The sequence below is a fragment of the Proteiniphilum sp. genome (assembly GCF_034331125.1).
In the GTDB taxonomy this organism is placed as follows: domain Bacteria; phylum Bacteroidota; class Bacteroidia; order Bacteroidales; family Dysgonomonadaceae; genus Proteiniphilum; species Proteiniphilum saccharofermentans.
The window spans coordinates 69,648-95,319 of record NZ_JAXQGC010000036.1; the positions used below are offsets into that span (position 1 = coordinate 69,648).

26 protein-coding genes and 2 pseudogenes are annotated in these 25,672 nt (G+C 43.4%); 19 read left to right on the forward strand and 9 right to left on the reverse strand.

The genetic code is table 11. The annotated features are described in order from the left end of the window. Nucleotides 1-10 precede the first annotated feature (10 nt). The 4 genes and pseudogenes from trxA to U2P89_RS08185 form a co-directional block, all read left to right on the forward strand. Nucleotides 11-493 carry a thioredoxin gene (gene trxA, locus U2P89_RS08170; RefSeq protein ID WP_322191167.1) on the forward strand — a complete coding sequence of 161 codons (483 nt, stop codon included), beginning with the start codon at nt 11-13 and terminating at the stop codon, nt 491-493. 12 nt (nt 494-505) lie between these two features. Next, the gene (locus U2P89_RS08175; RefSeq protein WP_322191168.1) at nt 506-901 is read left to right on the forward strand and encodes a DUF302 domain-containing protein; all 396 of its coding nucleotides are present in this window, start codon (nt 506-508) and stop codon (nt 899-901) included. Nucleotides 902-939: 38 nt separating this feature from the next. Beyond that, on the forward strand, nt 940-2,208 hold the full coding sequence (locus tag U2P89_RS08180) for a peptidase U32 family protein (RefSeq protein ID WP_322191169.1): 1,269 nt from the start codon (nt 940-942) through the stop codon (nt 2,206-2,208). A gap of 109 nt (nt 2,209-2,317) precedes the next feature. Then, nucleotides 2,318-3,211: pseudogene (locus U2P89_RS08185) on the forward strand (phenylacetate--CoA ligase family protein); the annotation flags it as partial. Here the strand turns inward: U2P89_RS08185 and U2P89_RS08190 are convergent. Both U2P89_RS08190 and U2P89_RS08195 read right to left on the reverse strand, forming a co-directional pair. After that, nucleotides 3,189-3,716: a gamma carbonic anhydrase family protein gene (locus tag U2P89_RS08190; RefSeq protein WP_019538761.1), complete on the reverse strand. Its 528-nt coding sequence runs from the start codon at nt 3,714-3,716 to the stop codon at nt 3,189-3,191. The pseudogene U2P89_RS08185 and the gene U2P89_RS08190 sit on opposite strands and share 23 nt — an antisense overlap. A gap of 182 nt (nt 3,717-3,898) precedes the next feature. Further along, nucleotides 3,899-5,689: an aminopeptidase P family protein gene (locus U2P89_RS08195; RefSeq protein ID WP_076931385.1), complete on the reverse strand. Its 1,791-nt coding sequence runs from the start codon at nt 5,687-5,689 to the stop codon at nt 3,899-3,901. Nucleotides 5,690-5,784: 95 nt separating this feature from the next. Between U2P89_RS08195 and folB the strand changes: the two genes are divergently transcribed. From folB to def, 5 genes are all read left to right on the forward strand, one after another. Continuing rightward, nucleotides 5,785-6,138: a dihydroneopterin aldolase gene (gene folB, locus U2P89_RS08200; protein ID WP_076931384.1), complete on the forward strand. Its 354-nt coding sequence runs from the start codon at nt 5,785-5,787 to the stop codon at nt 6,136-6,138. 19 nt (nt 6,139-6,157) lie between these two features. Further along, nucleotides 6,158-7,720 (forward strand): beta-N-acetylhexosaminidase, encoded by a 1,563-nt coding sequence (locus U2P89_RS08205; protein ID WP_322191170.1) that lies wholly within the window; start codon nt 6,158-6,160, stop codon nt 7,718-7,720. A gap of 164 nt (nt 7,721-7,884) precedes the next feature. After that, a complete protein-coding gene (gene lptB / locus U2P89_RS08210; RefSeq protein WP_409568052.1) occupies nt 7,885-8,718 on the forward strand; it encodes an LPS export ABC transporter ATP-binding protein in 834 nt (277 codons plus the stop codon). A gap of 4 nt (nt 8,719-8,722) precedes the next feature. Next, the gene (gene ruvX / locus U2P89_RS08215) at nt 8,723-9,151 is read left to right on the forward strand and encodes a Holliday junction resolvase RuvX (protein WP_076932276.1); all 429 of its coding nucleotides are present in this window, start codon (nt 8,723-8,725) and stop codon (nt 9,149-9,151) included. Nucleotides 9,152-9,202: 51 nt separating this feature from the next. Then, the gene (gene def / locus U2P89_RS08220; RefSeq protein ID WP_092117683.1) at nt 9,203-9,763 is read left to right on the forward strand and encodes a peptide deformylase; all 561 of its coding nucleotides are present in this window, start codon (nt 9,203-9,205) and stop codon (nt 9,761-9,763) included. Between the two features lie 51 nt (nt 9,764-9,814). Here def and U2P89_RS08225 read toward each other — a convergent pair whose 3' ends face one another. Next, on the reverse strand, nt 9,815-10,522 hold the full coding sequence (locus tag U2P89_RS08225; protein WP_322191171.1) for an RDD family protein: 708 nt from the start codon (nt 10,520-10,522) through the stop codon (nt 9,815-9,817). A 24-nt stretch (nt 10,523-10,546) separates the two neighbouring features. Between U2P89_RS08225 and U2P89_RS08230 the strand changes: the two genes are divergently transcribed. From U2P89_RS08230 to U2P89_RS08255, 6 genes are all read left to right on the forward strand, one after another. Continuing rightward, a complete protein-coding gene (locus U2P89_RS08230; RefSeq protein ID WP_092025326.1) occupies nt 10,547-11,512 on the forward strand; it encodes a stage II sporulation protein M in 966 nt (321 codons plus the stop codon). 20 nt (nt 11,513-11,532) lie between these two features. Then, nucleotides 11,533-12,462 (forward strand): hypothetical protein, encoded by a 930-nt coding sequence (locus U2P89_RS08235; protein ID WP_322191172.1) that lies wholly within the window; start codon nt 11,533-11,535, stop codon nt 12,460-12,462. Then, nucleotides 12,452-13,300: a hypothetical protein gene (locus U2P89_RS08240; RefSeq protein WP_322191173.1), complete on the forward strand. Its 849-nt coding sequence runs from the start codon at nt 12,452-12,454 to the stop codon at nt 13,298-13,300. Before U2P89_RS08235 ends, U2P89_RS08240 begins: the two co-directional genes overlap by 11 nt. After that, on the forward strand, nt 13,293-14,519 hold the full coding sequence (locus U2P89_RS08245; protein WP_322191174.1) for a hypothetical protein: 1,227 nt from the start codon (nt 13,293-13,295) through the stop codon (nt 14,517-14,519). The genes U2P89_RS08240 and U2P89_RS08245 overlap by 8 nt, the downstream gene beginning before the upstream one ends. A gap of 122 nt (nt 14,520-14,641) precedes the next feature. Further along, entirely contained in the window at nt 14,642-15,640 is a 999-nt protein-coding gene (locus U2P89_RS08250; protein WP_092117701.1) for an AAA family ATPase, read from the forward strand. 42 nt (nt 15,641-15,682) lie between these two features. Beyond that, a complete protein-coding gene (locus U2P89_RS08255; RefSeq protein ID WP_322191175.1) occupies nt 15,683-17,014 on the forward strand; it encodes a DUF58 domain-containing protein in 1,332 nt (443 codons plus the stop codon). A gap of 45 nt (nt 17,015-17,059) precedes the next feature. Here the strand turns inward: U2P89_RS08255 and pgl are convergent, their stop codons facing one another. Both pgl and zwf read right to left on the reverse strand, forming a co-directional pair. Next, complete coding sequence (pgl, locus tag U2P89_RS08260) at nt 17,060-17,791, reverse strand: 6-phosphogluconolactonase (RefSeq protein WP_322191176.1); 732 nt, start codon at nt 17,789-17,791, stop codon at nt 17,060-17,062. Nucleotides 17,792-17,887: 96 nt separating this feature from the next. After that, nucleotides 17,888-19,417, reverse strand: coding sequence for a glucose-6-phosphate dehydrogenase (gene zwf / locus U2P89_RS08265; RefSeq protein WP_313381376.1), 1,530 nt, complete (start codon nt 19,415-19,417; stop codon nt 17,888-17,890). Nucleotides 19,418-19,580: 163 nt separating this feature from the next. Here zwf and rpsF point away from each other — a divergent pair. The 3 genes and pseudogenes from rpsF to rplI all read left to right on the forward strand — a co-directional run. Continuing rightward, a pseudogene (gene rpsF, locus U2P89_RS08270) lies at nt 19,581-19,913 on the forward strand (30S ribosomal protein S6); the annotation flags it as partial. A 108-nt stretch (nt 19,914-20,021) separates the two neighbouring features. Next, nucleotides 20,022-20,288, forward strand: a complete 267-nt coding sequence (gene rpsR, locus U2P89_RS08275) for a 30S ribosomal protein S18 (protein ID WP_076931372.1) — start codon at nt 20,022-20,024, stop codon at nt 20,286-20,288. A 15-nt stretch (nt 20,289-20,303) separates the two neighbouring features. Continuing rightward, a complete protein-coding gene (gene rplI / locus U2P89_RS08280) occupies nt 20,304-20,747 on the forward strand; it encodes a 50S ribosomal protein L9 (protein ID WP_091910171.1) in 444 nt (147 codons plus the stop codon). A gap of 106 nt (nt 20,748-20,853) precedes the next feature. On the opposite strand, the gene U2P89_RS08285 is transcribed toward rplI, so the two are convergent. The 3 genes from U2P89_RS08285 to pta form a co-directional block, all read right to left on the reverse strand. After that, on the reverse strand, nt 20,854-22,056 hold the full coding sequence (locus tag U2P89_RS08285; protein ID WP_092027855.1) for an acetate/propionate family kinase: 1,203 nt from the start codon (nt 22,054-22,056) through the stop codon (nt 20,854-20,856). 114 nt (nt 22,057-22,170) lie between these two features. Further along, the gene (locus U2P89_RS08290) at nt 22,171-23,148 is read right to left on the reverse strand and encodes a 3-hydroxyacyl-CoA dehydrogenase family protein (protein ID WP_092027853.1); all 978 of its coding nucleotides are present in this window, start codon (nt 23,146-23,148) and stop codon (nt 22,171-22,173) included. 9 nt (nt 23,149-23,157) lie between these two features. Continuing rightward, nucleotides 23,158-24,171: a phosphate acetyltransferase gene (pta, locus tag U2P89_RS08295; RefSeq protein ID WP_076931370.1), complete on the reverse strand. Its 1,014-nt coding sequence runs from the start codon at nt 24,169-24,171 to the stop codon at nt 23,158-23,160. 400 nt (nt 24,172-24,571) lie between these two features. Between pta and U2P89_RS08300 the strand changes: the two genes are divergently transcribed. Then, nucleotides 24,572-25,483: a DMT family transporter gene (locus U2P89_RS08300; protein ID WP_091910162.1), complete on the forward strand. Its 912-nt coding sequence runs from the start codon at nt 24,572-24,574 to the stop codon at nt 25,481-25,483. Between the two features lie 9 nt (nt 25,484-25,492). Here the strand turns inward: U2P89_RS08300 and U2P89_RS08305 are convergent. Beyond that, nucleotides 25,493-25,672: hypothetical protein (locus U2P89_RS08305; protein ID WP_322191177.1), on the reverse strand; the 180-nt coding region annotated here is incomplete at its 5' end.

Sequence of the window (25,672 nt, forward strand, 5' to 3'; positions counted from 1 at the left end):
AAATTTTTTAATGGCTGCTGTAGCTCTGGCATTTATACTGGTTTCATGTAGTAACGCTGCACAGAAGGCCGATTCAAACAATAGTGAAACGGACGTAATAAAAATAAAAGATAGTATGACAACATCAAAAAAAACAATTCAATTGACAAGGGCCGACTTTTTGACGAAAGTGGCCAATTTCGAAGAAAATCCCGATCAATGGGTTTATTTGGGTGACAAACCCTGTATCATTGATTTTTATGCCGATTGGTGTGGCCCTTGCAAGATGGTTGCTCCCATCCTAGAAGAACTGGCCAACGAATATGACGGTGAAATCTATATCTACAAAGTGGATACGGAAGCAGAGCAGCAACTGGCTGCCGAATTCGGTATCCGGAGTATACCATCCTTGCTCTTTGTTCCGATGGGCGAAGCTCCGCAGATGGCACAGGGAGCACTTCCAAAAGATGCTTTCAAGCAGGCTATCGAAGAGGTACTGTTGAAAAAATCATAAATTCAGGAAAAGATGGACCAGATGTTTTTTGAGAGTAAAAGTAAATACGGATTCGAAGAAACCGTAAGCAAGCTCTCCGAAATAATTACGGAAAGTGGATGGAAAGTGATTTACATTCACGATCTGCAGGAAACGATGAGAAAGAACGGTAAAGATGTGAATCCGGTAAAAGTGATCGAACTATGCAAGCCCGATTATGCTTACCGGCTTTTGTCGGAAGATACTCTTCGCATTTATTCCAACATGATGCCCTGTCGTATCTCGGTCTATGAAAAAAAGGATGGTAAGACCTACGTATCACGGTTGAATTCAGCTATGCTTAGTTCGATGATAGGTGGGGTGGTAGAGGATGTAATGTCTCAGGCGTATCGTGATGCAGAGAGTTTTATATTTTATCTGATTGGCTGATTTTTTGTACCTTTGTGTCCTCAAGTTACAGCTTACGGATGAAGAATATTCAGGATTATGAAATAATGGCACCGGCAGGATCTTATGAATCGCTGACGGCGGCTATACAGGGCGGTGCGGACTCCATCTATTTCGGCATCGAAGGGTTGAATATGCGTGCCAAATCGTCCAACAATTTCACCATTGCCGATTTACACAATATCGCGGCTATTTGCCGTGATCATAATATAAAAAGCTATCTTACGGTCAACACTATCATCTATGACAACGACATGGATTTGATGCGGAAGGTGGTGGATGCTGCGAAAGAGGCGAACCTTTCAGCCGTCATCGCAGCAGATGTGGCAGTGTTGATGTATGCCCGGAGTATTGGCGTGGAGATACACTTATCCACCCAATTGAATATTAGCAATACCGAGTCGTTGAAATTTTACGCGCAGTTTGCCGATGTGGTGGTGCTGGCACGTGAGCTGAATATGGGCCAGGTGGCATCTATCTATCGTGATATAGTGGCCCGGCAAGTCAAAGGACCGTCAGGGGAGTTGATCCGTATCGAGATGTTTTGTCACGGTGCTTTATGCATGGCGGTTTCGGGGAAGTGTTACCTCAGCCTGCATGAAAAGGATCTTTCAGCCAACCGGGGTGCCTGCAACCAGATTTGCCGGCGAGGCTATGTCGTGAAGGATAAAACCAGTGAGATAGAATTGGAAATCGATAATGAGTATATCATGTCGCCCAAAGATCTCAAGACCATCCACTTTATGAATAAAATGATGGATGCCGGCGTGCGGGTGTTTAAAATTGAGGGCCGTGCAAGGGGGCCGGAATATGTCCGGGTGGTGACATCATGCTACAAGGAGGCGGTACAGGCTTACTGTAATGACACGTATACAGAGGAGAAGATAAACGACTGGAATGAGCGTCTCTCCACTGTATTCAACCGGGGATTCTGGGATGGATATTATCTCGGACAACGATTGGGAGAGTGGACACACCGTTACGGATCGGGTGCTACAAAACGGAAAGTGTATGTAGGAAAAGCCATCAAGCACTTTGGTAAACTTGGCGTAACGGAGTTTCTGGTGGAAACCCAATCGGTGAAACCGGGAGACGAACTGCTGATTACCGGCCCTACCACCGGTGCCGTCTTTGTTACTGCCGATGATATCAGGGTAGATCTGGTAACCGTTCCCGAAGCGGTGAAAGGGGATCGTTTCTCCATCAGGACCAATGAAAAGATCCGCCCTAACGATCAATTATATAAAATGGTGGCTGCCAACCGAACAGGGACAGCTCATGAGAGATAGGGAATTCCGGCTTTCATAATAAATAAGTTCTATCTGATTTTATAAAAATTCAGTTATTATTTATTTACCTTTGTCCTATAAATATTGTATCTCATGTAACTGTAAAAACGATCGTCGGTTTATGGCCGGATTGGCGTATTATATGGGTGCCCGTATGCTTGGTGCGGGAATTATACGGGTTGGAAACGGAATACCACAACTGCAATGGGATAGTATTCGTACCGTTAAACCCACATTTTGTATGGTGGTACCCTCGTTTCTTCTCAAACTGATTGACTATGCCGAGCAGAACGGTATCGATTATAATGCAAGTTCGTTAAAGAAAGCTATCTGCATCGGCGAGAATCTCCGCAATCCCGATCTCACGCTGAATACGTTGGGACAGCGTATCCATGAGAAATGGCATGTACCCATGCTCTTGAGTACTTATGCTTCGACCGAGATGCAGGCATCGTTTACCGAATGTGAGCATCAGAACGGTGGACATCAGCAACCCGAACTGATTATCACCGAGTTTCTGGATAATGCCGGGAATCCGGTACCCGAAGGAGAACCGGGAGAAGTTACCATTACTACCTTGGGTGTTACAGGGATGCCCCTTTTACGATTCCGGACGGGAGACATTTGCTGTCATTACACTTCGCCTTGTGCATGCGGGCGGAACAGCATCCGGTTGAGTCCTCTCGTAGGGAGGAAAGGCCAACTAATCAAATTTAAAGGCACTTCGCTCTATCCGCCGGCGCTTTACGATGTGCTCGACAATATACCACAAGTAAAGGATTATATTATAGATGTCTATACCAATGATCTGGGTACTGATGAGATCGTGGTGCGGGTGGGTTGCGAACATCCGTCGGAAAAGTTTGAAAAGGAATTGAAAGATCTCTTCCGCTCCCGTGTGCGGGTAGCACCCACTATCCAGTTTGCTTCTCCGGAGTATATTGCCAAAATTAAGTATCCCGAAACGAGCCGGAAGGCAATCAAGTTCGTGGATCTGAGGTGAACCAACTTGCGTACATTAAATAGTTGCCGGCTATTTTCTGGTTCATCTCCTTGGATTGCTCCGGATCGACCTTCTTGACGAATTTGGCCGGTACACCGGCATAGATGCTGCCGGGCTCCACTTGTGTGCCGCTGAGCACTACAGAGCCGGCAGCGATGATGGCCCCTTCGCCTACCACAGCATGATCGAGCACGATAGCGCCCATGCCAATAAGTGCACCGTCTTTCACTTCAGCACCGTGGATAACTGCATTATGACCGATGGATACATCATTCCCGATGATTGATACCGACTTCTGATACAAGGTATGAATAACTGTACCATCCTGTACGTTCACCCGGTCTCCGATACGAATGGAGTTCACATCACCGCGCAACACGGTATTGAACCAGATACTGCAATCACGGCCGATGATCACATCTCCGATAATAGTGGCATTTTCTGCCATATAAGTGTTTTCACCGATTTCAGGTGTGAAACCGCGAACTGATTTTATAAGGGGCATTTGTTTGAAAAATTACTAATTACCAATTACCAATTACCAATTTTTTAAATCTTTAAATCTTTGAATCTTTAAATCTTTAAATTTTTGAATCTTTGAATCTTTGAATCTTTGAATTGAAACAACGTCCGGCGGAACCAAAATCAGCACAGCTAAATCTCAAATCCTGATTCCTAATTCTCAAATTATATCGCTTTTGTTTTACGCTTCAGCCATGCTCTTTCCTCTTCGTTCAGATATCTTTTGAGTTTTTTGAACACCATTTTATGATAATTGTTGAGCCATTTGATCTCATTTTTGGTGAGTAGCTTTTTGACTATCGGTTTGGTGTCGATAGGACAAAGCGTGATGGTTTCAAAATTATAAAAAGTGCCGAACTCTTTGGTCTTCTTGTACTCTTGTGTGACAATCAGGTTCTCTATGCGGATACCATACTGGTTGGCACGATATACCCCCGGCTCGTTGGAAGTAACCATTCCCGGCCTGAGCTGAGTCGGGTTTTCTTCCATACGTATGCTTTGAGGCCCTTCGTGAACGTTGAGGAAATGTCCGATGCCGTGTCCGGTACCGTGCCAGTAAGTGAGCTCGTTTTCCCACAGTGCTTTTCTGGCAAGGATATCAAGTTGCGACCCACGTGTCCCTTCGGGATAGATAGCGGTAGCCAGGGCAATATGTCCTTTCAACACTAGGGTATAATCTTTTTTCATCTGTCGGCTTAACTTACCGACAGTCACCGTGCGGGTGATATCGGTCGTTCCGTCTTTGTACTGGCCACCGGAATCGATCAGCAATAATCCTTCCGGCTGCACCTGTAGGGAGGTTGCGGGAGAAGCATGATAATGAATAACGGCGCCATTCCCCGCATATCCGGCAATAGTGCCGAAACTGTCGCCTACAAAGAGATCCTGTTGAGAACGATACTCATGCAACTTTTCCTCCACGGTCATTTCTGTCACTTCTCCTGCGGGAACGGCCTTTTCCAGCCACATATAGAATTTCACAAGTGCCACACCGTCTTTGATCATGGCATTCCTGAATCCTTTTAATTCAGTTTCGTTCTTTATGCTCTTCATCAGATCCACGGGCGACGGTACGTCCACAATCTTGCATGAGGAAGGGATAGTTTGCAGCAACTTATAATTGATTTTATTACCGGTAATGCAGACAGTGTTATTTTCCGGTAATCCGGCGACATATTCGAAAATATCATTATAGTCGGTAATCTTAATCCCTTGCTTTTTATACGTCTTAGCTACTTCATCGGTCAACTTTTCGGGATCGATAAACAGTACTGTCTCCTTCTCCGAAACGTAGCCATATGCAACTGCTACGGGGTTGTAATCCACGTCGTTTCCCCGAAGATTAAAAGTCCATGCTACCGCATCGAGGGTTACTATGATCAAGCCGTCCGCATCCACCTTTTTCAATTCGGCATTGATACGGGCGATCTTGCTCGTAACTGGTTCCCCGGCTACGCTGTCAGGCAAAGTGAAGACTTTGTTTTCAGGAATTTCCGGACGATCCTTCCATATGGTTGCAAAAGGATCAAGGGAGGTTTCCAATCGAATCCCTTTTGCATCGAGTTTTGTTTTTAGGGCTTTTGCATCGGAGGCTGCGTAAACCAATCCGTCGATTCCCACTGTCCCGCCGGTGCCGGCCTGCTCAATGATCCAATCCGTCATATCGGGTGTGTCCGGTTGTCCCATTTTAAACAATTCGAATCCCGTATCTTTCAGTTCGTCGGCCGCTTGAAGGAAATAGCGCGAATCCGTCCATACGCCTGCTTTATCTTTTGCGACTACAGCCGTTCCTGCGGAACCGGTAAAGCCGCTGATCCATTTTCTGGATTCCCAGTGCTTGGGCGGGTACTCACTCAGATGGGCATCAGTACTGGGAACGATGAATAGATCGAGTTGTTTCTCCTCCATAAATTGCCTTATGGCTGAAAGTCTTTTGGGAATTTCGGTTGTCTTCATATGATTATAAATTTGCTTTCATTATATTTGTATTCAGAACAACAAATATAACGAAATATTCCCATAATTGAGTTCCTGATAAGAAGAATAAATCAATGAAGACATCTATCGAATTAAAAAATATGTATTTTTTTGCTTACCATGGTGTATTGGAACATGAGACAATTCACGGAAATAATTTTTCCGTGACATTGCGCTTCTCAGCCGATTTATCAGAGGCCTGTATCAGCGATGACATTAAGGATACGGTCAATTATGCGGAAGTATATGGTTTGGTAAAAGAGGAGATGGCAAAACCTTCCAAATTGATTGAAAATGCAGCATACCGTATTTTACGGAGAGTGAAGGAGGCATTTCCGGAGATCGGTCGCATTGAGGTGGAATTGGCAAAAATGAATCCACCCGTTGCCGGGCAAATGGACCAGTCGACAGTGATTATTTCAGAATAAAAATAAATGTTTTGGTTATATGAAGATAAATGTGTTATTCTTGCTCCTTTTCTCTTTAGCAGCGCAATCGTTACGAGCACAGGCGACGCCTCCTATAATTCCATTGCCCGGATCCTATCAGGAAGTCACCGGCTCATTTCTATTGGACAGTAAGACAACGGTATACATTAACGATCCATCGTTTTCTGACGAAGCCCTTTTCTTACAGAAAATATTGTTCGACATGAAAAGGTTGCCGCTCTCCATTCAATCCCAACCCGGAAGCCGATCCATATCGTTACTGAAAGAGAATAGAGCCGGAAACAATAAGGAGGGATATTCCCTGAAGATGTCACCCAAAGGTGTCACTCTCTCCGCTGGCGACAAAGAAGGTATTTTCCGGGGAATTACATCGCTGTTACATCTCATTTCTGCATCTGAAGACAATTCGATCTCCTGCTGGAATATTGAAGATGCGCCGCGCTATGAGTGGCGTGGGTTTATGCTGGATGAATCACGGCATTTTTTCGGTAAGGAAAAGGTAAAACAGCTATTGGACTGGATGGCTTTTTACAAACTGAACCGTTTCCATTGGCATTTGACCGATGAACCCGGCTGGCGCATAGAAATAAAAAAATACCCTCTTCTTGGCTATATCGGCGGAATAGGAAATCATAGTGATAGTGATGCCGCACCACAGTTCTACACACAGGAAGAGATAAGGGAGATTGTGCAATATGCTGCAGAGCGGAAGATAGTAGTAATTCCCGAGATCGACATGCCGGGACATGCCCGTGCTGCCAACCGTGCCTATCCCCAATTTAGCGGCGGCGGATCGGAAAGATATCCTGAATTTACTTTTGATCCGGGAAATGAAGGTACATATCAATATCTCACCGATATCCTGAAAGAGGTGAATGTGCTCTTTCCTTCGGAGATGATCCATCTGGGAGGCGACGAAGTGCATTTCGGTAATGAGGCATGGAATCATAATGAAGGGATTAAAACCCTTATGGCAAAACATAATTTGAAGGATTTACCGCAGGTGGAAAAATATTTTATGGTGCGTATGGCCGACTCTCTTTTTGCCATGAACAATAAGATACTGGCATGGGACGAGATGGCTGATATATCGCTCCCTTCTGAAAAAACATTGATTTTTTGGTGGCGGCACGACCAACCCGCACAGTTGGAAAAAGCACTTGAGAAAGATTATAAGGTGGTTTTATGTCCGAGAATACCCTATTATTTTGATTTTGTACAGGATTCTACCCATGCTGTCGGTCGCCGATGGAGCGGTAACTTTGCAGATCTGAAGAAAGCATATTCCTTCACTCCGGAAAAATGGGTGAAGGGAGGTCGTCTTGAGCAGGTTGTCGGTATGCAGGCCAATTTGTGGACAGAAGTCATTGCTACACCCGCAAGGTTTGAATTTATGACTTTTCCCCGTATCACTGCCTTATCCGAAGCAGCATGGGGGCAGAATAACGATTATGACGATTATCTGGAACGGCTGAAGTTGCAGATCCCGCTGTATGAAAAGGAGGATATCTATTTCTTCAATCCTTTTAATGGATCACAAACCCCTGAACCAAAGCGTTGAATAATTGGCTCCTCTATGTTTTTCCTTTTTGAATAAGGCACCTTTCTCCATATCCCATTCTGATCGGTTTTTCACTCTTAAAACTGTGAATTTTACAACCTTTCTGTTATCTGTGTCTCCTATCTTCCAACTTTTTCCTAACTTTGCAAAAATATTTCGAGTAAATGGACGAAACGAGAGAAGGCATAGTCCCCGGCGTTGAGACTGAAGGGGTAAATACAACAGCGGAGGAGAGCCTGCAGCAGGAAGAATCGTTGACGTTGCGTACCGATAATCTGGTGAAGAAGTATGGTAAGCGGACGGTGGTAAATCATGTCTCCATCGATGTAAAGCAAGGTGAGATCGTCGGGCTACTCGGTCCAAACGGAGCCGGTAAGACAACTACTTTCTATATGACAGTAGGGTTGATTGTGCCGAATGAAGGAGAAATATTTATAGGAAAGCAGAATATCACCCGCTTCCCGGTCTATAAACGGGCCCAGCACGGGATTAGTTATCTGGCGCAAGAGGCATCTATTTTTCGGAAAATGACAGTGGAGGATAATATCAGATCGGTGTTGGAATTTACCGATAAATCACCTCAGGAACAAAAAGATAAATTGGAAAGCCTCATCGATGAGTTCGGACTGGGGAAGGTGAGGAAGAATACAGGTGACCGGCTTTCGGGTGGTGAACGCCGCCGGGCTGAGATAGCCCGCTGTCTGGCTATCGACCCGAAATTTATTATGCTCGATGAACCGTTTGCCGGTATCGACCCGATTGCTGTACAGGATATCCAATCGATTGTAGCCCAATTGAAATATCGAAATATCGGTATTCTTATTACCGACCATAATGTGGATGAGACGTTGAGTATTACCGACCGTGCTTATTTGCTTTTTGAAGGGAAGGTGTTGTTTCAGGGTACGGCCGAAGAGCTGGCTGCCAATCCGGTAGTAAGGGAGAAATATCTTGGACGCGATTTCGAGTTACGCAGACGCACATTTGATGCTCCTTAAGGTTATGGGTCGCATTCTTTCTATCGATTATGGGAAAAAGCGTACGGGTATAGCCGTGAGCGATCAGCTGCAGATCATTGCCAATGGTCTGACTACAGTGGAGACATCCAAAATTTTTGATTTTCTGAATGAGTATCTTCAAAAGGAGGATGTGTCGTGTATTGTGGTGGGGCTACCCAAACAGATGAACAATGAACCTTCGGAAAATATGAAAAGGGTGGAGCCTTTCGTAAACCGATTGAAAAAATTATATCCTCAAATTCCCGTGGAATATTGGGACGAGCGGTTTTCATCCAAAATGGCCGAACAGGCAATGAGAGATGCCGGATTGAAAAAGAAAGATCGTCAAAATAAAGAGTTGGTCGATGAAATCAGTGCTGCCATTATCCTGCAGGGTTATATGGAAAGCAGAAGAATAATGAGTGGAAAATGAAAAGTTAAAAGTTAAGAGTGAAAAGCGTTTTTCGGATTTGATTAGTTGATTATGATTTTACCTATATATATTTACGGACACCCGGTTTTGCGAAAAGTGGCACAGGATATTGATCCTGAAAATTATTCCAATTTAAAGGAATTGATCGATAACATGTTCGAGACCATGTATGGTGCCGACGGGGTAGGGCTTGCCGGTCCGCAGGTGGGACTGGAAGACCGTATCTTTGTTGTAGATCTCTCCCCGCTTGCCGATGACGGGCATCCTGAATTCAAGGATTTTAAAAAGGCATTTATTAATGCCCATATTATTGAACGGAGTGGGGAGTTGGATTCTTCGGAAGAGGGATGTCTGAGTATACCCGGCATTCATGAGAAGGTATCCCGTGAAAGCCAAATCCGTATTCAGTATATAGATGAGGACCTGCAGCCGCGCGATGAAACATACTCCGGTTATATGGCACGGGTGATCCAACATGAATATGATCATATAGAGGGTATCCTGTTTATCGACAAGATATCTCCTCTTCGTAAAAGGATGGTGAAAGGCAAACTGGCCAATATGGAAAAGGGGAAAGTGGCTTGTGCCTACAGGATCAAAACGGTGAGATAGTCCGGGACATCTTTTTTGTCTATTCTCCGGTATAGTAGTTATAATCTTCGATTACTTTCCGGATAAATTTTCCTGGGTCGGGAATTTGTGCTTAATACGGATTACCTCTTCAATTTTTGTCGTAAGCCTCTCCATTAAAGCCGCGTCCCTGTTTTGAATAGCATAGAGGGCATTTTCTTTGATGATGCGCATGTCATTATCGTTAAATTGCAGCATCTGAGTCCTTGAGAAATAGGGCTCATAATCTCCGTTTATATCTGCCAGAATAGTATGGGACAGGTTGTATTTCGATTTTTCAGAAATTACGGCTGTCCCTGCGGTCAGGTCGCCAAGTCGTTGTGTGTGCCGGGTAAACAGCATAAATAATACACCCGGCACAAATCCCATATCAATATCGACCAACCTGAATATCCATCGTGTGAAATAATCGGTAAATGATGCCTGGTAACCGTCGATTTTTACTACCCGCGTCTTGACCACCATCTTTCCCAGGGTTCTTCCTTCCATTAAACTCTCACTTACGAGCGAATAAAATGCAACAGGAGAGTATATCGCCAGAAATAGTGCAATCTGCCCCCATGTTTCCATGTTGATAAATACATCCAATAATTTCAGGTATCTGAACAGGTAATATAGGCTGATGACGTAGGAAGCTTTTACGATCATGTCGATGATATATCCCAGCATCCGTTCGCCTATCGATGCGGGAGTGAAAAAAAGCGGTACATTTTGTGTAGTAGTAATGTATAACTTTGACATTTTATCATTAATTTAGCGAACTATATGAAGGAAGTCGCATTCATAAAGCAAAATAAAAGCAAGTGGCTGGAATTTGAGCAGTTGTTAGCCTCTGATCACCCTCAGAACCCGGATGAGATGGCTAACCTTTATATCCATTTGCTCAACGACTTATCTTTTGCCCAGACCTATTATCCAAAAAGCAGGACGACCGATTACCTCAATTTTTTGGTTTCACAAATATACCGTAAAATTTATAAAACGAAACGCCTCGAAAGGAACAGGTTGTGGAAATTCTTTAAAACCGACGTTCCCCTCCTGATGCACAAATATAGAAAAACGATGTGGTTCGCGTTTGTGATGTTTCTGTTTTTCACCATCCTTGGTGCCGTTTCTGCAAAATATGACGATACTTTTGTGCGCCTGATCCTTGGTGATGAATATGTGAATATGACATTGGAAAATATTGAGAAAGGTGATCCGATGGCAGTGTATAAGTCGGGTGGACGTATGGGATCTTTTATCGGAATTACTGTAAACAATATTTATGTAGCATTACGGGCGTTTATTTTCGGAGTGCTGGCGGGTGTCCCTACGTTTTATATTGCCATGTCGAACGGGATCATGATAGGTGCATTTCAATATTTCTTTTATGAGCACGATGTTTTTGCTGAAAGTTTACAGGGTATCTGGCTTCATGGCGCCATGGAGATATTCAGTATTATCGTGGCAACTGCTGCAGGATTTGTGGTAGCGGCGTCCATCCTTTTTCCGGGAACCTATTCGCGCTTCACTTCTTTTCAGAAAGGATTCAAAGAGAGTTTATATATCATATTGAGTACCATGCCGTTTTTTGTGGCGGCAGGTTTTATAGAAGGCTTTGTGACGAGGCTCTCCGGCAGTATGCCTCTGTCGGTAAATCTGGTGATTATTCTGGGCTCTTTTTCATTCATTTTTTTCTACTATATGGTTTATCCGTTTATGGTGGCAAAGAAGTCTGAAAAACAATGAATTAATTTAAAACTATATATATGTTTCAGTTATATAAACAACGGGATTTCAGTGGTTATATCATCGACACTATAGCATTTTTTAAAAGTTACTGGAAGAATTTTTTCGGGAATTATATTGTAATCACAGGCGGTATTCTGATTTTACTCTGTGTAATCTATTTCTTTGTTTTTCGCGATCTTTTTACAGCACTGTTTAGTAGTGTCAATGACGGTATCGGATATGACATAAGTTATTATTTCTCAGATAATCCTGTTCTGTTTGTTTCCATGTTGATCATGATGATAGTGCTGAGTATCCTCTTCTCTATTTTTGCTGTGAGCTATCCTGTCGTTTATCTGGGGTTGATTGAAGAGACAGGGAGAGAGGATTTTACTTCGTCAGAGATTTTTGAACGGATCAGGAAATTCTTACCCAGGATTATCCGGTTTGGTCTTTATTCGCTGGTTACATTCTTTCCGCTTATTATCGTGGCGACTTTGTTGGCAAGTGTCTTGGTCTTGCTGGTAGTGGGTGTCTTTATCCTGATCCTGCTTATACCTGTTGCGACGGTCTGGATTACGCAGACATTCTATGTATATCTTCTCAATGAAGTATCCTTTACCGATGCGATGCGGCAAGGATGGAAAATTCTGTTTTCAAAAAAGTTTTGGCATATTATAGGATCGGCGGTAGTCATCTATTTTATATTGAGCATTCTGCAGGGTATGGTGACGATGATCCCCTATATATTTATGATGTTTTCATTATTTACAACAGGAAATGAGGAGTTGAGTGCAGATTTTGGGACTTATATATCTATTTTGTACATAGTGTCGTTTGTCTTGTCATATATATTGTCCAATATTTTAACAGTGAACCAGGGTATTGTTTATTACAGTATGCAGGAACAGCGGTATCACACCCAGGCGTTATCGGAAATAGATCTAATAGGACAGAATGTGGAATAATTTTTTGATTGTCGTATTTATTGCCGGATTTATCTCATTTTTTGAAGTTTCTCCGCAGGATAGCGTTGTCGCACCAATTGAAGAAACGGATGCCGACTCCCTGCATATTATATTGGAACCTACATTTATTGATCCGGATAGTTTGACCCGGTTCCAACGGGACAGCATTATTAATGTGATTCCGGGAGATACCTCTTTGCTGGGCACTATGCGGTATTTCGACGGCTATCTTGCTGAAAGGTATGCATCGGACGACGCATTGAATTATGAGCGGAATATCAATAAAAGTTTTTTCCAACGACTCAAGGAAATGATCTCGGCGTGGATACGGAAGCTTTTCGGAATCCCCGACGTTTCATCAATCAACAACCTGTCAGATAAAATATTGGATATTGTGCTGGTGGTGATTTTTTTGGTGGCGTTATATATTGTTGTCCGCCTGTTCATGAATCACCGTGGGCGCTGGTTCTTTGAAAAGAAAAACGAAACGGTGGCCGTCACCCTCTCAAATGTGGAGGAGCATATCCACGAAGCAAATTTTGAAGCCCTCCTCAGTGAGGCTGAGCAGCAAGGTGATACACGCCAGTCTGTCCGGTTGCTTTATTTATGGGTGCTTAGATCTTATACTGACAATAATATTATCCGGTGGAATCCCGACAAAACGAATATAGATTATTTCTCCGAAATTAAGGATAAGATATTGCAGGAACAATTCAGATACCTCTCCTATCTGTATAACTATATCTGGTATGGCGGGTTTTCTATTAACGATTCGGAGTACCGGAAAGCCCGGGAAACATTCCTGCGTCATATAAAAACAGAATTGAACAATGAGTAGGGCGCTAAAGACATATCTATTGGTTTTTGCGGTACTCATTGCCGTGATGATTGTGATCGACCAGACACGCCAGAAGCCGTTGGATTGGTCGCCAAGCTACTATCTGGATGAGAAAAAGCCTTTGGACCTGTATGTGTTGAATCAGGAAATCGATCGTTTGTTCGATGACAGTGTTGTTCGTTACAGTAAAAGTCCCTTTGAATATTTTCAACATCAGGACAGCCTGGATACACCGAAAGAGACCTACCTGTTCATCAGGGAATCTGTATATATAGATAAGATTTCGACTAACAAAATATTGAATGCTGTCCAACAAGGTAGCATGCTTTTTATTGCGTCCGATGGATTTGATCCTTATTTAACCGATACGTTACAGGCTATTTGCGAGTACGTCTCATATAGTCTTCCGGTTCTTTTTAATTCTCACATTGGCGACAGGCCCGGGATGAAACTTAAATTCTCAAGAGAGGAATGGGATGATGATGAATACATTTACTCTCCGGTTTTTGGACAGTACGCTTTTGTGCATGCTGATACAACATTCTCCACAGCGCTGGGCTATATGACGTTACCGAATGAGTCGGAATACATTAGTTTTATGGAATTCAGATTCGGGGAGGGTAAAATCCTTCTGCATAATCAACCGGTTGCTTTTTCTAATTATTCGTTGATGTCGGGCGAGGCGTTGCAGGAGTATGCAGAAAGGGTATTAAGTTATCTTCCCGACCAGCCGGTAGTGTGGTTCGTTGCTTCACAACAACATAATGAAAGGTTGCAAAGAAGCCAGTTGAGCGTTATCTTTAAATATCCGGCGTTACGGATGACATGGTTGATCTTTGTTTACGGACTGATTGGTTTTATTTTTTTTACGGCCAAACGTAAACAACGCGTTGTGCCTGTCATAAAACCGGTGAAGAATACCACTGTTGAGTTTGTACAAACAATAGGAAATCTCTATTTTCAGGAAGGAAATACTTCTGATATTGCCCGAAAAAAGATTATTTATTTTCTGGATAGGGTGCGGAGAACCTATAATATGGATACGCAGCTGCCTGAAGATAAGCTGATTCAACGGTTATGCCTCAAGTCAGGGAAAGAGGAGGAACTGATCAAAGAGATTTTTTCTTTAATTGAAAAGGTAAATCATCAGCCTCAGTGCAGTAAACAACAACTTATACAACTGAGCACATTGATAGATCGGTTTTGGGAGGGGAGTTAATGTGCCAATTTGGGATGTGGGATTTGGAATATGGGATTTGGAATATGGGATATGGGATATGGGATGTGGGATGTGGGATGTGGGACAAGTAATAATGATTAAACAATTCAACAATAAAAGATATGGAGTTGAACGAAAATGTAGAAGAGAATATCCGGTTTGAATCGAGGATCGATTTAAGCGAGTTGCGGAATACGATGGATGCCGTGAGGGCGGAACTGCAAAAAGTGATTGTGGGACAGGATAAATTAATTGATTATCTGCTGGTTGCGCTGATTGCCAATGGCCATGTGCTTCTGGAAGGTGTGCCGGGCATTGCCAAGACACTTGCTGTGAAACTTTTGGCAAAGGCGGTGGATACCTCTTTCAGCCGGATACAATTTACACCCGACCTGATGCCATCCGATATTCTCGGAACATCGGTCTTCGATATGAAAACCTCGGATTTCCAGTTCCGGAAAGGCCCTGTCTTCGCCAACCTTATCCTGGTGGACGAAGTAAACCGTGCGCCGGCCAAAACACAGGCAGCTATGTTTGAAGTGATGGAAGAACGGCAGATTACCCTCGACGGTGACACATATCGTATGGAAGCGCCATTTATTGTGATCGCTACACAGAATCCCATTGAACAGGAAGGCACTTACCGTTTGCCGGAAGCACAGTTAGACCGGTTTCTTTTCAAGATAGTAGTCGATTACCCCAACTTGTCCGAAGAGTTTGAGATCATCCGCAGGGAGCATGAAACAAAAGGTTTTAATAAAATCGAGAATATCAGCAATGTGATGTCGGGAGACCAGGTTGTGAAGTTCCAGTTATTGGTGCGTGAGGTTATCGTGGAAAGTCACTTGATGGCCTATATTGCGAATATTGTCCAGCAAACACGCCAGACACCCTTGCTTTATCTGGGTGCATCACCGCGTGCCTCTCTCGCAATTTTGAATGCCGCTAAAGGAATGGCAGCTCTCAATGGACGTGATTTTGTGACCCCTGAAGACATTAAAGATGTAGTGGTTCCGGTATTGCGCCATCGTGTGATTGTATCGCCCGAGAAAGAGATGGAAGGTTTGAAAGCGGAACAGATCATTGCGGAGATCGTAGCCGGTATAGAAGTCCCTCGATAAAGTAACCCGTTTCCTGCATATCCCTGATGAAATGAGAAGATAATGAAGATATTGAAATCGCTATATATAAACCATGTGTTTTATTGGTCGCTGCTCGGTATTGCAGTGCTCTCTTTCATTTCATTTTTTGTGGATTGGTTGTATCCTGTGGCTGTAGGGCTGCTTATAGTTTTATTACTGCTACTTTTGGTGGATATATTCGTTCTTTTTTCGGGAAAGGATAATATTTCTTCATCGCGGGTTTTGCCTGAGATGCTCTCGAACGGTGATGAAAATATAGTCCGGATAAAAATCCACAATCATTATCCTGTTCCCGTGCGTCTGCATATTATTGACGAAATTCCCTATCAATACCAGAAGCGTGACTTTTTAATGGAAAGTGATATCGGGAAATTTGCGGAGAAAGAGTATGAATACACTCTACGCCCTGTGCAACGGGGTGAATACCTGTTCGGAAAACTCAATGTTTCTGTGCTTACCCCTCTTCGCCTGGCTATGCGGCGTTATATTTTTTCGGAAAATGCCACGGTGGCAGCTTATCCCTCGTTCATCCAGATGAAAAAATATGACCTGATTGCTTTTTCGCATAATCCGTTTGAGTATGGATTAAAGAAAATCCGTCGGATCGGGCATACGATGGAATTTGAACAAATCAAAGGGTATGTACAGGGGGATGATATCCGTACCATCAATTGGAAAGCGACTTCCAAAAAGGGAGGATTGATGGTAAATCAATATCAGGAAGAGAAATCGCAACCGGTTTACATGCTAATTGATAAGGGACGGAGCATGCAAATGCCTTTCGGTGGAATGACCCTGCTGGATTGGGCTATCAACTCTACGTTGGCACTAAGTAATATTGTTATCAGGAAGCAGGACAAGGCAGGACTATTTACTTTCTCCAAAAAAGTAGAAGATCGTGTTCCTGCTAACCGGCAAGCCGGACAAATGCAAAAAATCATGAATGCATTGTACCGTATTGAAACCGACTTTCTTGAGAGCGATTTCAACCGGTTATACGTAGAGATCAAGCAAAGTATTACACAACGGAGCCTGTTGATCCTTTATACCAATTTTGAGACGACCGATGCATTGCAACGGCAACTTCCCTATCTTAAAGCGATATCCAAAAACCATTTACTTATTGTGATATTCTTCAAAAATACAGAATTGAACCGCTTGATTGACAAAAAAGCCGAAAAACTGAATGAAGTATACGATAAGATTATTGCAGAGAAATTTGCTTTTGAAAAACGGCTGATCGTGAAGGAACTGAACCGACACGGCATTCAGTGTCTGCTTTCCTCCCCTGAAAACCTGACCATCGACAGCATCAATAAGTACCTGGAGATAAAGGCAAGGGGGATGGTGTGATGTGGGAAAGAGGGAAAGTGCCTGAGAGGTTAAGTGGCTCAGCGGTTAAGTGCCTGGTTTGTATTTAAGTAATTTGGCCGCTGGGGCGTCAAGGAACCAATAAAGATTTCCCGACTCCGGTCGTACCAGTGCAGCCGGATATTTCTCTGCGGCTTTGTCGGGTTGTTCTATGATCTCTTTTACTTTCTCTGCTTTGTTTTCTCCGGTCACCAGAAAAAAGATGTCCCTTGCCGCATTGATTACTTTACCGGAGAGGCTCACCCGTCTTTGCCCGCTTACGGGGTGAGTAGCAGTTACACAATTCCCAGGGCTATCCCAGAGTATTATCTCATGAGGGAAAATGGAAGCGGTATGTCCGTCGTCTCCCATTCCCAGCATCAAAACATCGAAAGAAGGTACACTATTAGTCGTTTCTAACTCCCCGGAGAGTAGTTTGCCATACCTTACGGCTTCGGATCCGGGATCGTTTTCTCCATGGATACGGAAAATATTTTCGTGGGGTACCGGTACGAAATTGAACAGATGTTCTTTTGTCATTTTGTAATTGCTTTCATCGTCGGATGGCGGAACACAACGCTCATCACCCCAGAAGAATTTAACTTTTTTCCAGTTGATTTCACCTTCCGGCAGTTGTGCCCAATAATCGAATAATGATTTTGGGGTAGAACCTCCCGACAGTGCGACCGTAATTGTGTCTTTTTCAGAAATGATTTCTTTTAGCCTGTCTGTAAATACCCGGTTCAAGTCGTCTTTCGTTTTAAAAATTTGTATGTACATCCTTTTTTCAATTACCAATTATCAATTACTAATTACCAATTGTCAGCAGCTAATTATAGGATCCCATATCCTATATCATAAATTATAAATCATAATTCACAATTCACAATAAATCCCGTCTTCTGCCAGATTTTTGCATGGGTATCGCCATGTGTTTTCTTTGCCTTCGACCAGATCGTCAGCCACGTCCGGGCCCCAGGAGCCGGCAGGATAACCGTGGAGAGGTGCATCTTTGTCGTTTTCCCAGTAGTCGAGGATAGGTTGTACGAATTTCCATGTCACTTCGGCTGCGGCACCCTGCATAAAAAGCATATTATCCCCTGCCATACAGTCGAGTATCAATCTTTCATAGGCGCTGGGTATATAATGGTCGTTCAAGTCCGAATAATGAAAATCCATATTGACAGATTTCACTTCATAGCCACTACCCGGCACTTTCATCCCGGTCTTTAGCAGAATACCTTCATCGGGTTGGATACGCAGGATAAGTTGGTTATCGGAATGAACTGTCCCTTCGGCTGCTTTGAACAACCTTTGCGGCGATGGCCTGAAATGGATGACTACTTCCGATACCTGTGTGGGCAGTCGTTTCCCCGTACGGATATAAAAGGGTACTCCTTCCCAACGCCAGTTGTCGATAAAAATCTTCATTGCGGCATAAGTCTCTGTGCGGGAATCAGGTTTTACATTGCTTTCTTCGCGATATCCCTTGTAATGTTTTCCCCGTACGGTTGCTTCGGTGTATTGTCCGCGGATCACATTCTTTTTCAGGTCGGTTTTACCCAGGGGACGCAGGGAGCGGAAGACTTTCATCTTTTCATAGCGGATCTCTTCAGGCGTTATTTTATTCGGAGGCTCCATGGCTACTAACGACAACACTTGAAGCAAATGGTTCTGGATCATGTCGCGCAGTGCGCCTGATCCATCATAATAACCGCCCCGATCTTCCACACCCACACTCTCGGCTGCCGTTATTTCCACATGCTGAATATAGTTTCGATTCCAAAGTGGTTCGTAAATGCCGTTCGCAAAACGGGTTACCAACATATTTTGTACCGTCTCCTTACCCAGATAGTGGTCGATCCTATAGATCTGATCCTCCTGAAAAAACTCCAGCAATTGTTTATTGAGCTCAATAGCCGACGAGAGATCATGTCCGAAAGGCTTTTCGATAATAATCCTCCGGAAGCCCTTTTGTTGTAATGTAAGTCCCTGTCCATATAAGAATTTTGGAATGATAGGGTAGAGGGACGGAGGAGTGGAGAGATAAAAAATATAGTTATGTCCAAGATTGAATTTCTTGTTCAGTTCGCTCAGTTTCTTTTTTACATATATATATTCTTCTCCCTTTGCGGTATCGATACTCAGATAAAAAACGGAGGAGAGGAAACTGTCGATTTTCTTTTCATCTGCCTCTTTATAGTGGGCAAACAGACGGATACCCTCTTTCATCTTCTTGCGGAACTGTTTGTTCGTGAATTCAGTCCGGCTCACTCCCAGCACGGCATAACCTTCCGGCAGTGACTCGTTCATAAACAGGTCGAACACGGCAGGGATCAGTTTCCGGTATGTAAGATCGCCCGACGCGCCGAAAATTACAAGCGCCTGGTTGATTGTTTTCTTCATTTTTTTTAATGGATTTACGATATCAAGATAACAAATGTAGGTTTAAAAAGTTGAATGATCGGCTGCTGAAAGTAATCATTATTGACATTTTGAGAATAGGATAATTTATTATATCTTTGCACCTCGAAATTTTTTCAATTAACGAATTAATAATTAAATTAGTATGAACAATTACGAAACCGTTTTCATTTTGACTCCCGTTTTGTCTGATGCTCAGATGAAGGAAGCGGTTGAAAAATTCAAAACCCTCCTCACGGATCAAGGGGCCGAAATTGTGAACGAAGAAGACTGGGGTTTGCGCAAACTGGCGTATCCCATCGACAAGAAGACGACAGGATTTTATACCTTCCTGGAGTTCAATGCAGATCCGTCAGTGATCGACAAACTGGAAGTGAATTTCCGTCGTGACGAACGTGTGATCCGTTTCTTAACTGTGAAACAGGATAAATTCGCGCTGGAATATGCCGAAAAAAGAAGAAACAACAGAGGCGGCAAGAGGCAGGAAGCACGTGCTTCAGCCGGTGATGCTGCAAAAACAGTAAAGAAAGAAAAAACGGAAGCTGTTGAAGCGAAAGTAGAACTTAACGAAAAGGAGGATTAAGAAATGGCTAAACAGACAGAAATCAGATATCTGACCCCGCTATCGGTAGATGTGAAGAAGAAAAAATATTGCCGTTTCAAAAAGAACGGTATCAAGTATATCGACTATAAAGATCCCGAATTCCTGAAGAAGTTCCTGAACGAACAGGGAAAGATCTTGCCGAGAAGGATTACCGGTACGTCATTGAAGTTTCAGCGCCGGATTGCGCAAGCAGTGAAGAGAGCTCGTCATATAGCTTTGCTTCCATATGTAACCGATTTAATGAAATAAAAAGGAGGAAGAGAAATGGAAGTAATTTTAAAAGAAGATATACAGAGTTTAGGCTACAAAGACGATGTAGTGAATGTGAGGAAAGGATATGCCCGTAATTTCCTTATCCCTCAGGGTAAGGCGGTTATTGCCACCGAATCTGCAAAGAAGGTGTTGGCTGAGAACCAGAAGCAACGTGCACACAAACTGGCCCAGATAAAAGCAGACGCGCAGGCGCTTGCCGAAAAGATGGAAGGCGTTACGCTGACTATCGGCGCAAAAACCAGTTCTACCGGAACAATTTTCGGTTCGGTTACCAATATTCAGGTTGCCGATGCACTGAAAGAAAAAGGTTTCGAAGTGGACAGGAAACTGATCGTGATAAAAGACCAGGTGAAAGAGGTAGGAAACTACAACGCTGTGGTAAGGCTTCACAAAGAGGTTTCAGTAGATATTCCCTTTGAAGTGGTAGCGGAATAATTATTTGCAACCCCATATATAAAAAAGGCTCCGGATTTTCCGGAGCTTTTTTATTGATCGTATAGCAGTATTGCCATTGTAGTTATAGTTGTTGAAAAAGTTTTGTTTATCCTTTCTGCAAAATCTCTATCGTATCATTTGCAATCGACAATTCTTCGTCGGTCGGGATAATTACCACTTTCACTTTGGAAGTCGGTTTGCTGATCACTACCTCTTTGGCGCGTACCGAAGCATTCAGTTCCTCATCCAGTTCAATCCCCATGAATTCCATGTTCTTACAGACATCTCTTCGGGTAACAAACTGATTTTCCCCTACACCTCCGGTAAATACCAGAATATCCACTCCTCCCAGGGTGGCGGCGTATGAGCCAATATATTTCTTGATACGATAATTGTAGGTCTCCATAGCCAGCATGGCTCGTTTGTTCCCGGCCTTGATGGCTGCTTCCAGTTCACGCATATCAGAAGAGATCCCGGAAATGCCGAGTACTCCGGAGAATTTATTTAGCAGTGTCGATATTCCATTGGTACCCATATGTTCTTTCTCCATAATATAGGAGACGGCTCCAGGATCAACGTCACCTGAACGGGTGCCCATAATGAGTCCTTCGACGGGTGTCATACCCATGCTGGTATCAACCGATTTTCCGTTTTTGATAGCGGTCACCGATCCTCCATTACCGATGTGAGCTGTGATAATGCGTTGCTCTTCATAAGGAACTCCCAAGAATTCGCAGGCCCTTGCCGAGACATAGCGGTGGCTGGTACCATGAAAGCCATACCGGCGAATACCGTACTTCTCGTATAATGAATAGGGTATCCCGTACATATAGGCATAATCGGGCATAGTCTGATGGAAGGCTGTATCAAAAACACTAACCTGCGGTGTATCAGGCATCAGTTCCTGAATAGCGTAAATACCTTTCAGGTTGGGGGGATTGTGCAGTGGCGCCAACTCTATACATTCGTTCAGTATATCGATCACCTCGTCGGTAATGAGCACACTTGAATTAAAACGCTCGCCGCCATGCACTACGCGGTGTCCTACTGCCTCTATTTCATCTAATGATTTGATGCATCCATATTTCTCACTGAGGAGTACTCCTAAAATATATTCAATACCGGCACGATGTTCAAGAATCTCCCCTTCTAACATCACTTTCTGTCCGTCGGGAAGTGTGAATTTTAGGAAAGAACCCTTCATCCCGATTTTTTCGACGCCTCCCTGGGCAACCACTTCTTTGCTTTCCATTTCGAAAAGCTTATATTTGATGGATGAACTTCCGCAATTTAATACCAATATCTTCATCATCTTCTTCTTTGTTCTTTATATCTCAATTATTTTGATCTTCAAATCCTTAATCTTAAATTTTGAATTTGAAATCTTGAATTTGAAATCAGCGTAGCTAAATCTTGAATCTAATTAAACGATGTTTTTGTTGATTGAAACGGGATTCCCGTCTTCATCATAGATATAAAACCCTTTTCCCGTACGTACACCCAATTGATTGGAGCGGTACAGTTTCCATAGAATAGGATTGGGTTTGTAATGCTTTGCCCCGAAGTCGTTAAACATCGCTTCCATAAGGGTTACAAGGCGTTCGATACCGATAATGTCGGCCATACGGAAAATACCGTAGCGTTGTCCGTAGATAATGGTAAAAGTCTCTTCGATATCTTCTATGGAACTGACCCTTTCCAGTAATATCTGGCAAGCCTCATTGATCATAACTACCAGCATCCGGAGGCTCACGTTCCCATTGCTTTCGTTGATGCGATGCGGTTTATACTTGATCAGTCTGGCAAAGATCTCCATTTTGTGGTACACCTCTTCCGAGGTGTACATACCACTTACGATTTCCAGAATGCGGGCGTCGGGATGTGACACCGGAAAATAGAGGCTCACGCAGCGCTCCTTATGATCGAGATCGGCAGCCAACTCACTGATGATCACAGTGGAGCCGTTGGAAGCAATAATCGCATCCTCATCCAATATCTCTTCCAGTCTTTTGAAGATATTCTTGCGCACCGGCGTACTTCGCCGCCCGCTTTCCGAATACCGGGTACATTCGATCACCAGATCGCAACCCTTAAAATCCTCGTATTGAAGGGTAGGAGTGATGCGGTTCATAATGATCTTCTTTTCCGACGAGGTTAACCCCCAACTGCTGATCTTATGATCCATCACCTTTTCCAGTTCCCTCATCACAAAATCGATCCGTTCCTGTGATTCATCCAGAAAAATTACCTCCATTCCGGCTGTTGCAGCCATATTGATGATGGTTCGTCCCTCTTTTCCTGCACCTACTACCCCGATTTTTGAAAACAACTGTTTCTTTTTACTTTTAGAGGTGATGGTAAGTCCGTAATTTTCAATAGGTTCTATAATTATTTCACTCATATCCGGCGACTATTTATTCTGTTTTAATCCGATAGCCTGATTAGCTGTGATGGCTACCATATTGTAAATATCCTCTACTGAGCAACCGCGTGAAAGGTCGTTTACTGGTGCTGCCATACCTTGTAATACAGGTCCTACAGCCCCGGCATTTCCTAATCTTTGTACTAATTTGTAACCGATATTTCCGGCTTCGAGTGTAGGGAAAACCAGTACATTGGCCTTGCCGGCGATGATACTTCCCGGCGCTTTGCTTGCTCCTACAGAAGGGACAATTGCGGCATCCGCCTGCAGTTCTCCATCGATTTGTAATTTTGGGTCAATCTCTTTAGCGATACGGGCTGCCTCACGTACCTTGTCGATCATCTCGTGTTCAGCACTTCCTTTGGTGGAGAAGCTGAGCATGGCCACACGCGGTTCTACACCTACCAGACTTTTCATTGTTTGTGCCGAAGCAACGGCGATGGATGCCAATTCCTCCGCAGTGGGATTAGGCATTACGGCACAATCGGCAAAAAGAAGCGTACCGTTTTCCCCATATTGTGGCGTTTGTGTGAACATAATGAATGCCCCTGACACGACCTTCACTCCCGGTGAGGTCTTGATAATCTGCAAAGCGGGGCGGAGTACATCGCCTGTGGTATTTTTCGCACCGGCGATCTCACCGTCGGCATCCCCGGCACTGATCATCAGGCAGGCCAGGTATAACGGGTCTTCCACTAACAAGGATGCCTGTTCATAGGTCATTCCTTTCTTTTTGCGTAATTCGGTGAGGAGTTGGGTGTACGCATCTTTTTTGTCATGCTCTTTCGGGTCGACGATTTGCGCTTTTTCTATGTTAAAAAGCTTTGACTCTTTTGCGATTTCCCGGATCTCCACAGGATTTCCCAGCAGGATAATTTCTGCCACATCGTCACGGAGCAGTTGATCGGCTGCTGTGAGAGTTCGCTTTTCGGTACCTTCGGGCAATACGATACGTTGTTTATTCGCTTTTGCCCTTTCGATCAAACTGTCAAGTAAGTTCATTATTCAATAATAGTTAGACTTTTTCCGGTCATGGAAGAATTTAAGTAAACTTAGCTGTTTTCTGCGCTCGACAGAGTCAAAACTTGTTTTGACTCTGTCGAGCTTATCAAAAACATTCAAGTAAACTTGATCCCTGTTCATTTGGCCCAACGAAAAAGTTAAATGTATGTTTTGGTTCTTTGATCCCTATCGGGATACGATTTCAGAATATCCAATATTTCCCGCAAAAGTACAAAAAAAAGCGCATACAAAGTAGCAAAATGTCATCTGTTTTGGTGATAAGAACTTCTATGTTACCTTTGCCTTATAAAATGGGAAGGATGATCGGGAGACTTTGAGGGGAGGAGAATGGGAGACTAGGAGACTTTGAGTGGGAGATTTGGAGAAAAAACTTAATCGAATGAGACAGGTAAACAGGGAAATAACAGCTTATGCCGGCCTTACGTTGATGACCATCATTATCGGCTTTTCTTTTATCTTTGTAAAGATGGCGTTGCGCCATGCCTCGTCGATTGATTTGCTCGCACACCGCTTTACGGCGGCAACTGCCGGTTTATTCTTTTTTTATTTGTTGCGCAGGAAGGGATGGCCTGTGATTGACAGGAAAAGGATATTCCCTCTGCTCGTATTATCCCTGTTTTATCCGTTACTGCTTTTCTCAATGCAGACAATAGGCCTGCAGTTTACCACTGCTTCCGAAGCCGGTATTCTATCGGCAACCGCACCCATTTTTACGGTTATTCTGGCAGCGGTATTCCTGAAGGAGAAAAATTCCTTTTGGCAGATTATTTTTGTGTTGTTGTCGGTAGGCGGTGTTGTATATATTATGTATAAGAACGGACTGGGAGAAATTAGTAACGAAACGTTGAAAGGTGATTTTTTCATCCTTCTTTCCGTGGTATCCATGGCTATCTACTTTGTCTTGGGAAAGAAAGTTACGCAACAGTCCAATGCCATGGATATTACATTTTTCATGACTGTGACTGCCTGCGTTGTGTTCAACCTGATCGCTGTAACTGTACATCTTAACTCGGGTACGTTGTCGCTCTATTTTGCCCCTTTTAACAACAGTGAATTTTTGTGGACGATACTTTATCTGGGTATCCTTTCCTCTTTTCTGACTTCCTTCCTGACTAACAGTGCCCTGAGGGTAATACCGGCATCACAGGTATCCATCTTCAATAACTTTAGCCCCGTAATCGCTGTTTTCAGTGGCATACTGTTCTTGAATGAAACGCTTCATGCTTATCACATTATCGGTGGTATAATGGTGCTGGCAGGAATTGTCGGTGTGAATGTACTGAAGAAATAAATTACTTATTTACGACCCTTTATAAATGACCGGAACAGTTTTAGTTGCAATAGCCGTTATCCTAAGAGTAATCTTGGCATCCTCGACAATATTCGCATTTATAAGTTGGTGTATATTCGGTGCTTTGTTTTCTTTTAAATGATTATCCGCAATAGTTCCTATTGTAAATTCTTGACTTGAAATCAGGAG

Excerpts from the sequence above, each read along its gene's own strand:
- trxA (WP_322191167.1), top strand. The coding sequence starts at position 11 with ATGGCTGCTGTAGCTCTGGCATTTATACTGGTTTCATGTAGTAACGCT.
- U2P89_RS08175 (WP_322191168.1), top strand. The coding sequence starts at position 506 with ATGGACCAGATGTTTTTTGAGAGTAAAAGTAAATACGGATTCGAAGAA.
- U2P89_RS08180 (WP_322191169.1), top strand. The coding sequence starts at position 940 with ATGAAGAATATTCAGGATTATGAAATAATGGCACCGGCAGGATCTTAT.
- U2P89_RS08190 (WP_019538761.1), bottom strand. The coding sequence starts at position 3,716 with ATGCCCCTTATAAAATCAGTTCGCGGTTTCACACCTGAAATCGGTGAA.
- U2P89_RS08195 (WP_076931385.1), bottom strand. The coding sequence starts at position 5,689 with ATGAAGACAACCGAAATTCCCAAAAGACTTTCAGCCATAAGGCAATTT.
- folB (WP_076931384.1), top strand. The coding sequence starts at position 5,785 with ATGAAGACATCTATCGAATTAAAAAATATGTATTTTTTTGCTTACCAT.
- U2P89_RS08205 (WP_322191170.1), top strand. The coding sequence starts at position 6,158 with ATGAAGATAAATGTGTTATTCTTGCTCCTTTTCTCTTTAGCAGCGCAA.
- lptB (WP_409568052.1), top strand. The coding sequence starts at position 7,885 with ATGGACGAAACGAGAGAAGGCATAGTCCCCGGCGTTGAGACTGAAGGG.
- ruvX (WP_076932276.1), top strand. The coding sequence starts at position 8,723 with ATGGGTCGCATTCTTTCTATCGATTATGGGAAAAAGCGTACGGGTATA.
- def (WP_092117683.1), top strand. The coding sequence starts at position 9,203 with ATGATTTTACCTATATATATTTACGGACACCCGGTTTTGCGAAAAGTG.
- U2P89_RS08225 (WP_322191171.1), bottom strand. The coding sequence starts at position 10,522 with ATGTCAAAGTTATACATTACTACTACACAAAATGTACCGCTTTTTTTC.
- U2P89_RS08230 (WP_092025326.1), top strand. The coding sequence starts at position 10,547 with ATGAAGGAAGTCGCATTCATAAAGCAAAATAAAAGCAAGTGGCTGGAA.
- U2P89_RS08235 (WP_322191172.1), top strand. The coding sequence starts at position 11,533 with ATGTTTCAGTTATATAAACAACGGGATTTCAGTGGTTATATCATCGAC.
- U2P89_RS08240 (WP_322191173.1), top strand. The coding sequence starts at position 12,452 with ATGTGGAATAATTTTTTGATTGTCGTATTTATTGCCGGATTTATCTCA.
- U2P89_RS08245 (WP_322191174.1), top strand. The coding sequence starts at position 13,293 with ATGAGTAGGGCGCTAAAGACATATCTATTGGTTTTTGCGGTACTCATT.
- U2P89_RS08250 (WP_092117701.1), top strand. The coding sequence starts at position 14,642 with ATGGAGTTGAACGAAAATGTAGAAGAGAATATCCGGTTTGAATCGAGG.
- U2P89_RS08255 (WP_322191175.1), top strand. The coding sequence starts at position 15,683 with ATGAAGATATTGAAATCGCTATATATAAACCATGTGTTTTATTGGTCG.
- pgl (WP_322191176.1), bottom strand. The coding sequence starts at position 17,791 with ATGTACATACAAATTTTTAAAACGAAAGACGACTTGAACCGGGTATTT.
- zwf (WP_313381376.1), bottom strand. The coding sequence starts at position 19,417 with ATGAAGAAAACAATCAACCAGGCGCTTGTAATTTTCGGCGCGTCGGGC.
- rpsR (WP_076931372.1), top strand. The coding sequence starts at position 20,022 with ATGGCTAAACAGACAGAAATCAGATATCTGACCCCGCTATCGGTAGAT.
- rplI (WP_091910171.1), top strand. The coding sequence starts at position 20,304 with ATGGAAGTAATTTTAAAAGAAGATATACAGAGTTTAGGCTACAAAGAC.
- U2P89_RS08285 (WP_092027855.1), bottom strand. The coding sequence starts at position 22,056 with ATGAAGATATTGGTATTAAATTGCGGAAGTTCATCCATCAAATATAAG.
- U2P89_RS08290 (WP_092027853.1), bottom strand. The coding sequence starts at position 23,148 with ATGAGTGAAATAATTATAGAACCTATTGAAAATTACGGACTTACCATC.
- pta (WP_076931370.1), bottom strand. The coding sequence starts at position 24,171 with ATGAACTTACTTGACAGTTTGATCGAAAGGGCAAAAGCGAATAAACAA.
- U2P89_RS08300 (WP_091910162.1), top strand. The coding sequence starts at position 24,572 with ATGAGACAGGTAAACAGGGAAATAACAGCTTATGCCGGCCTTACGTTG.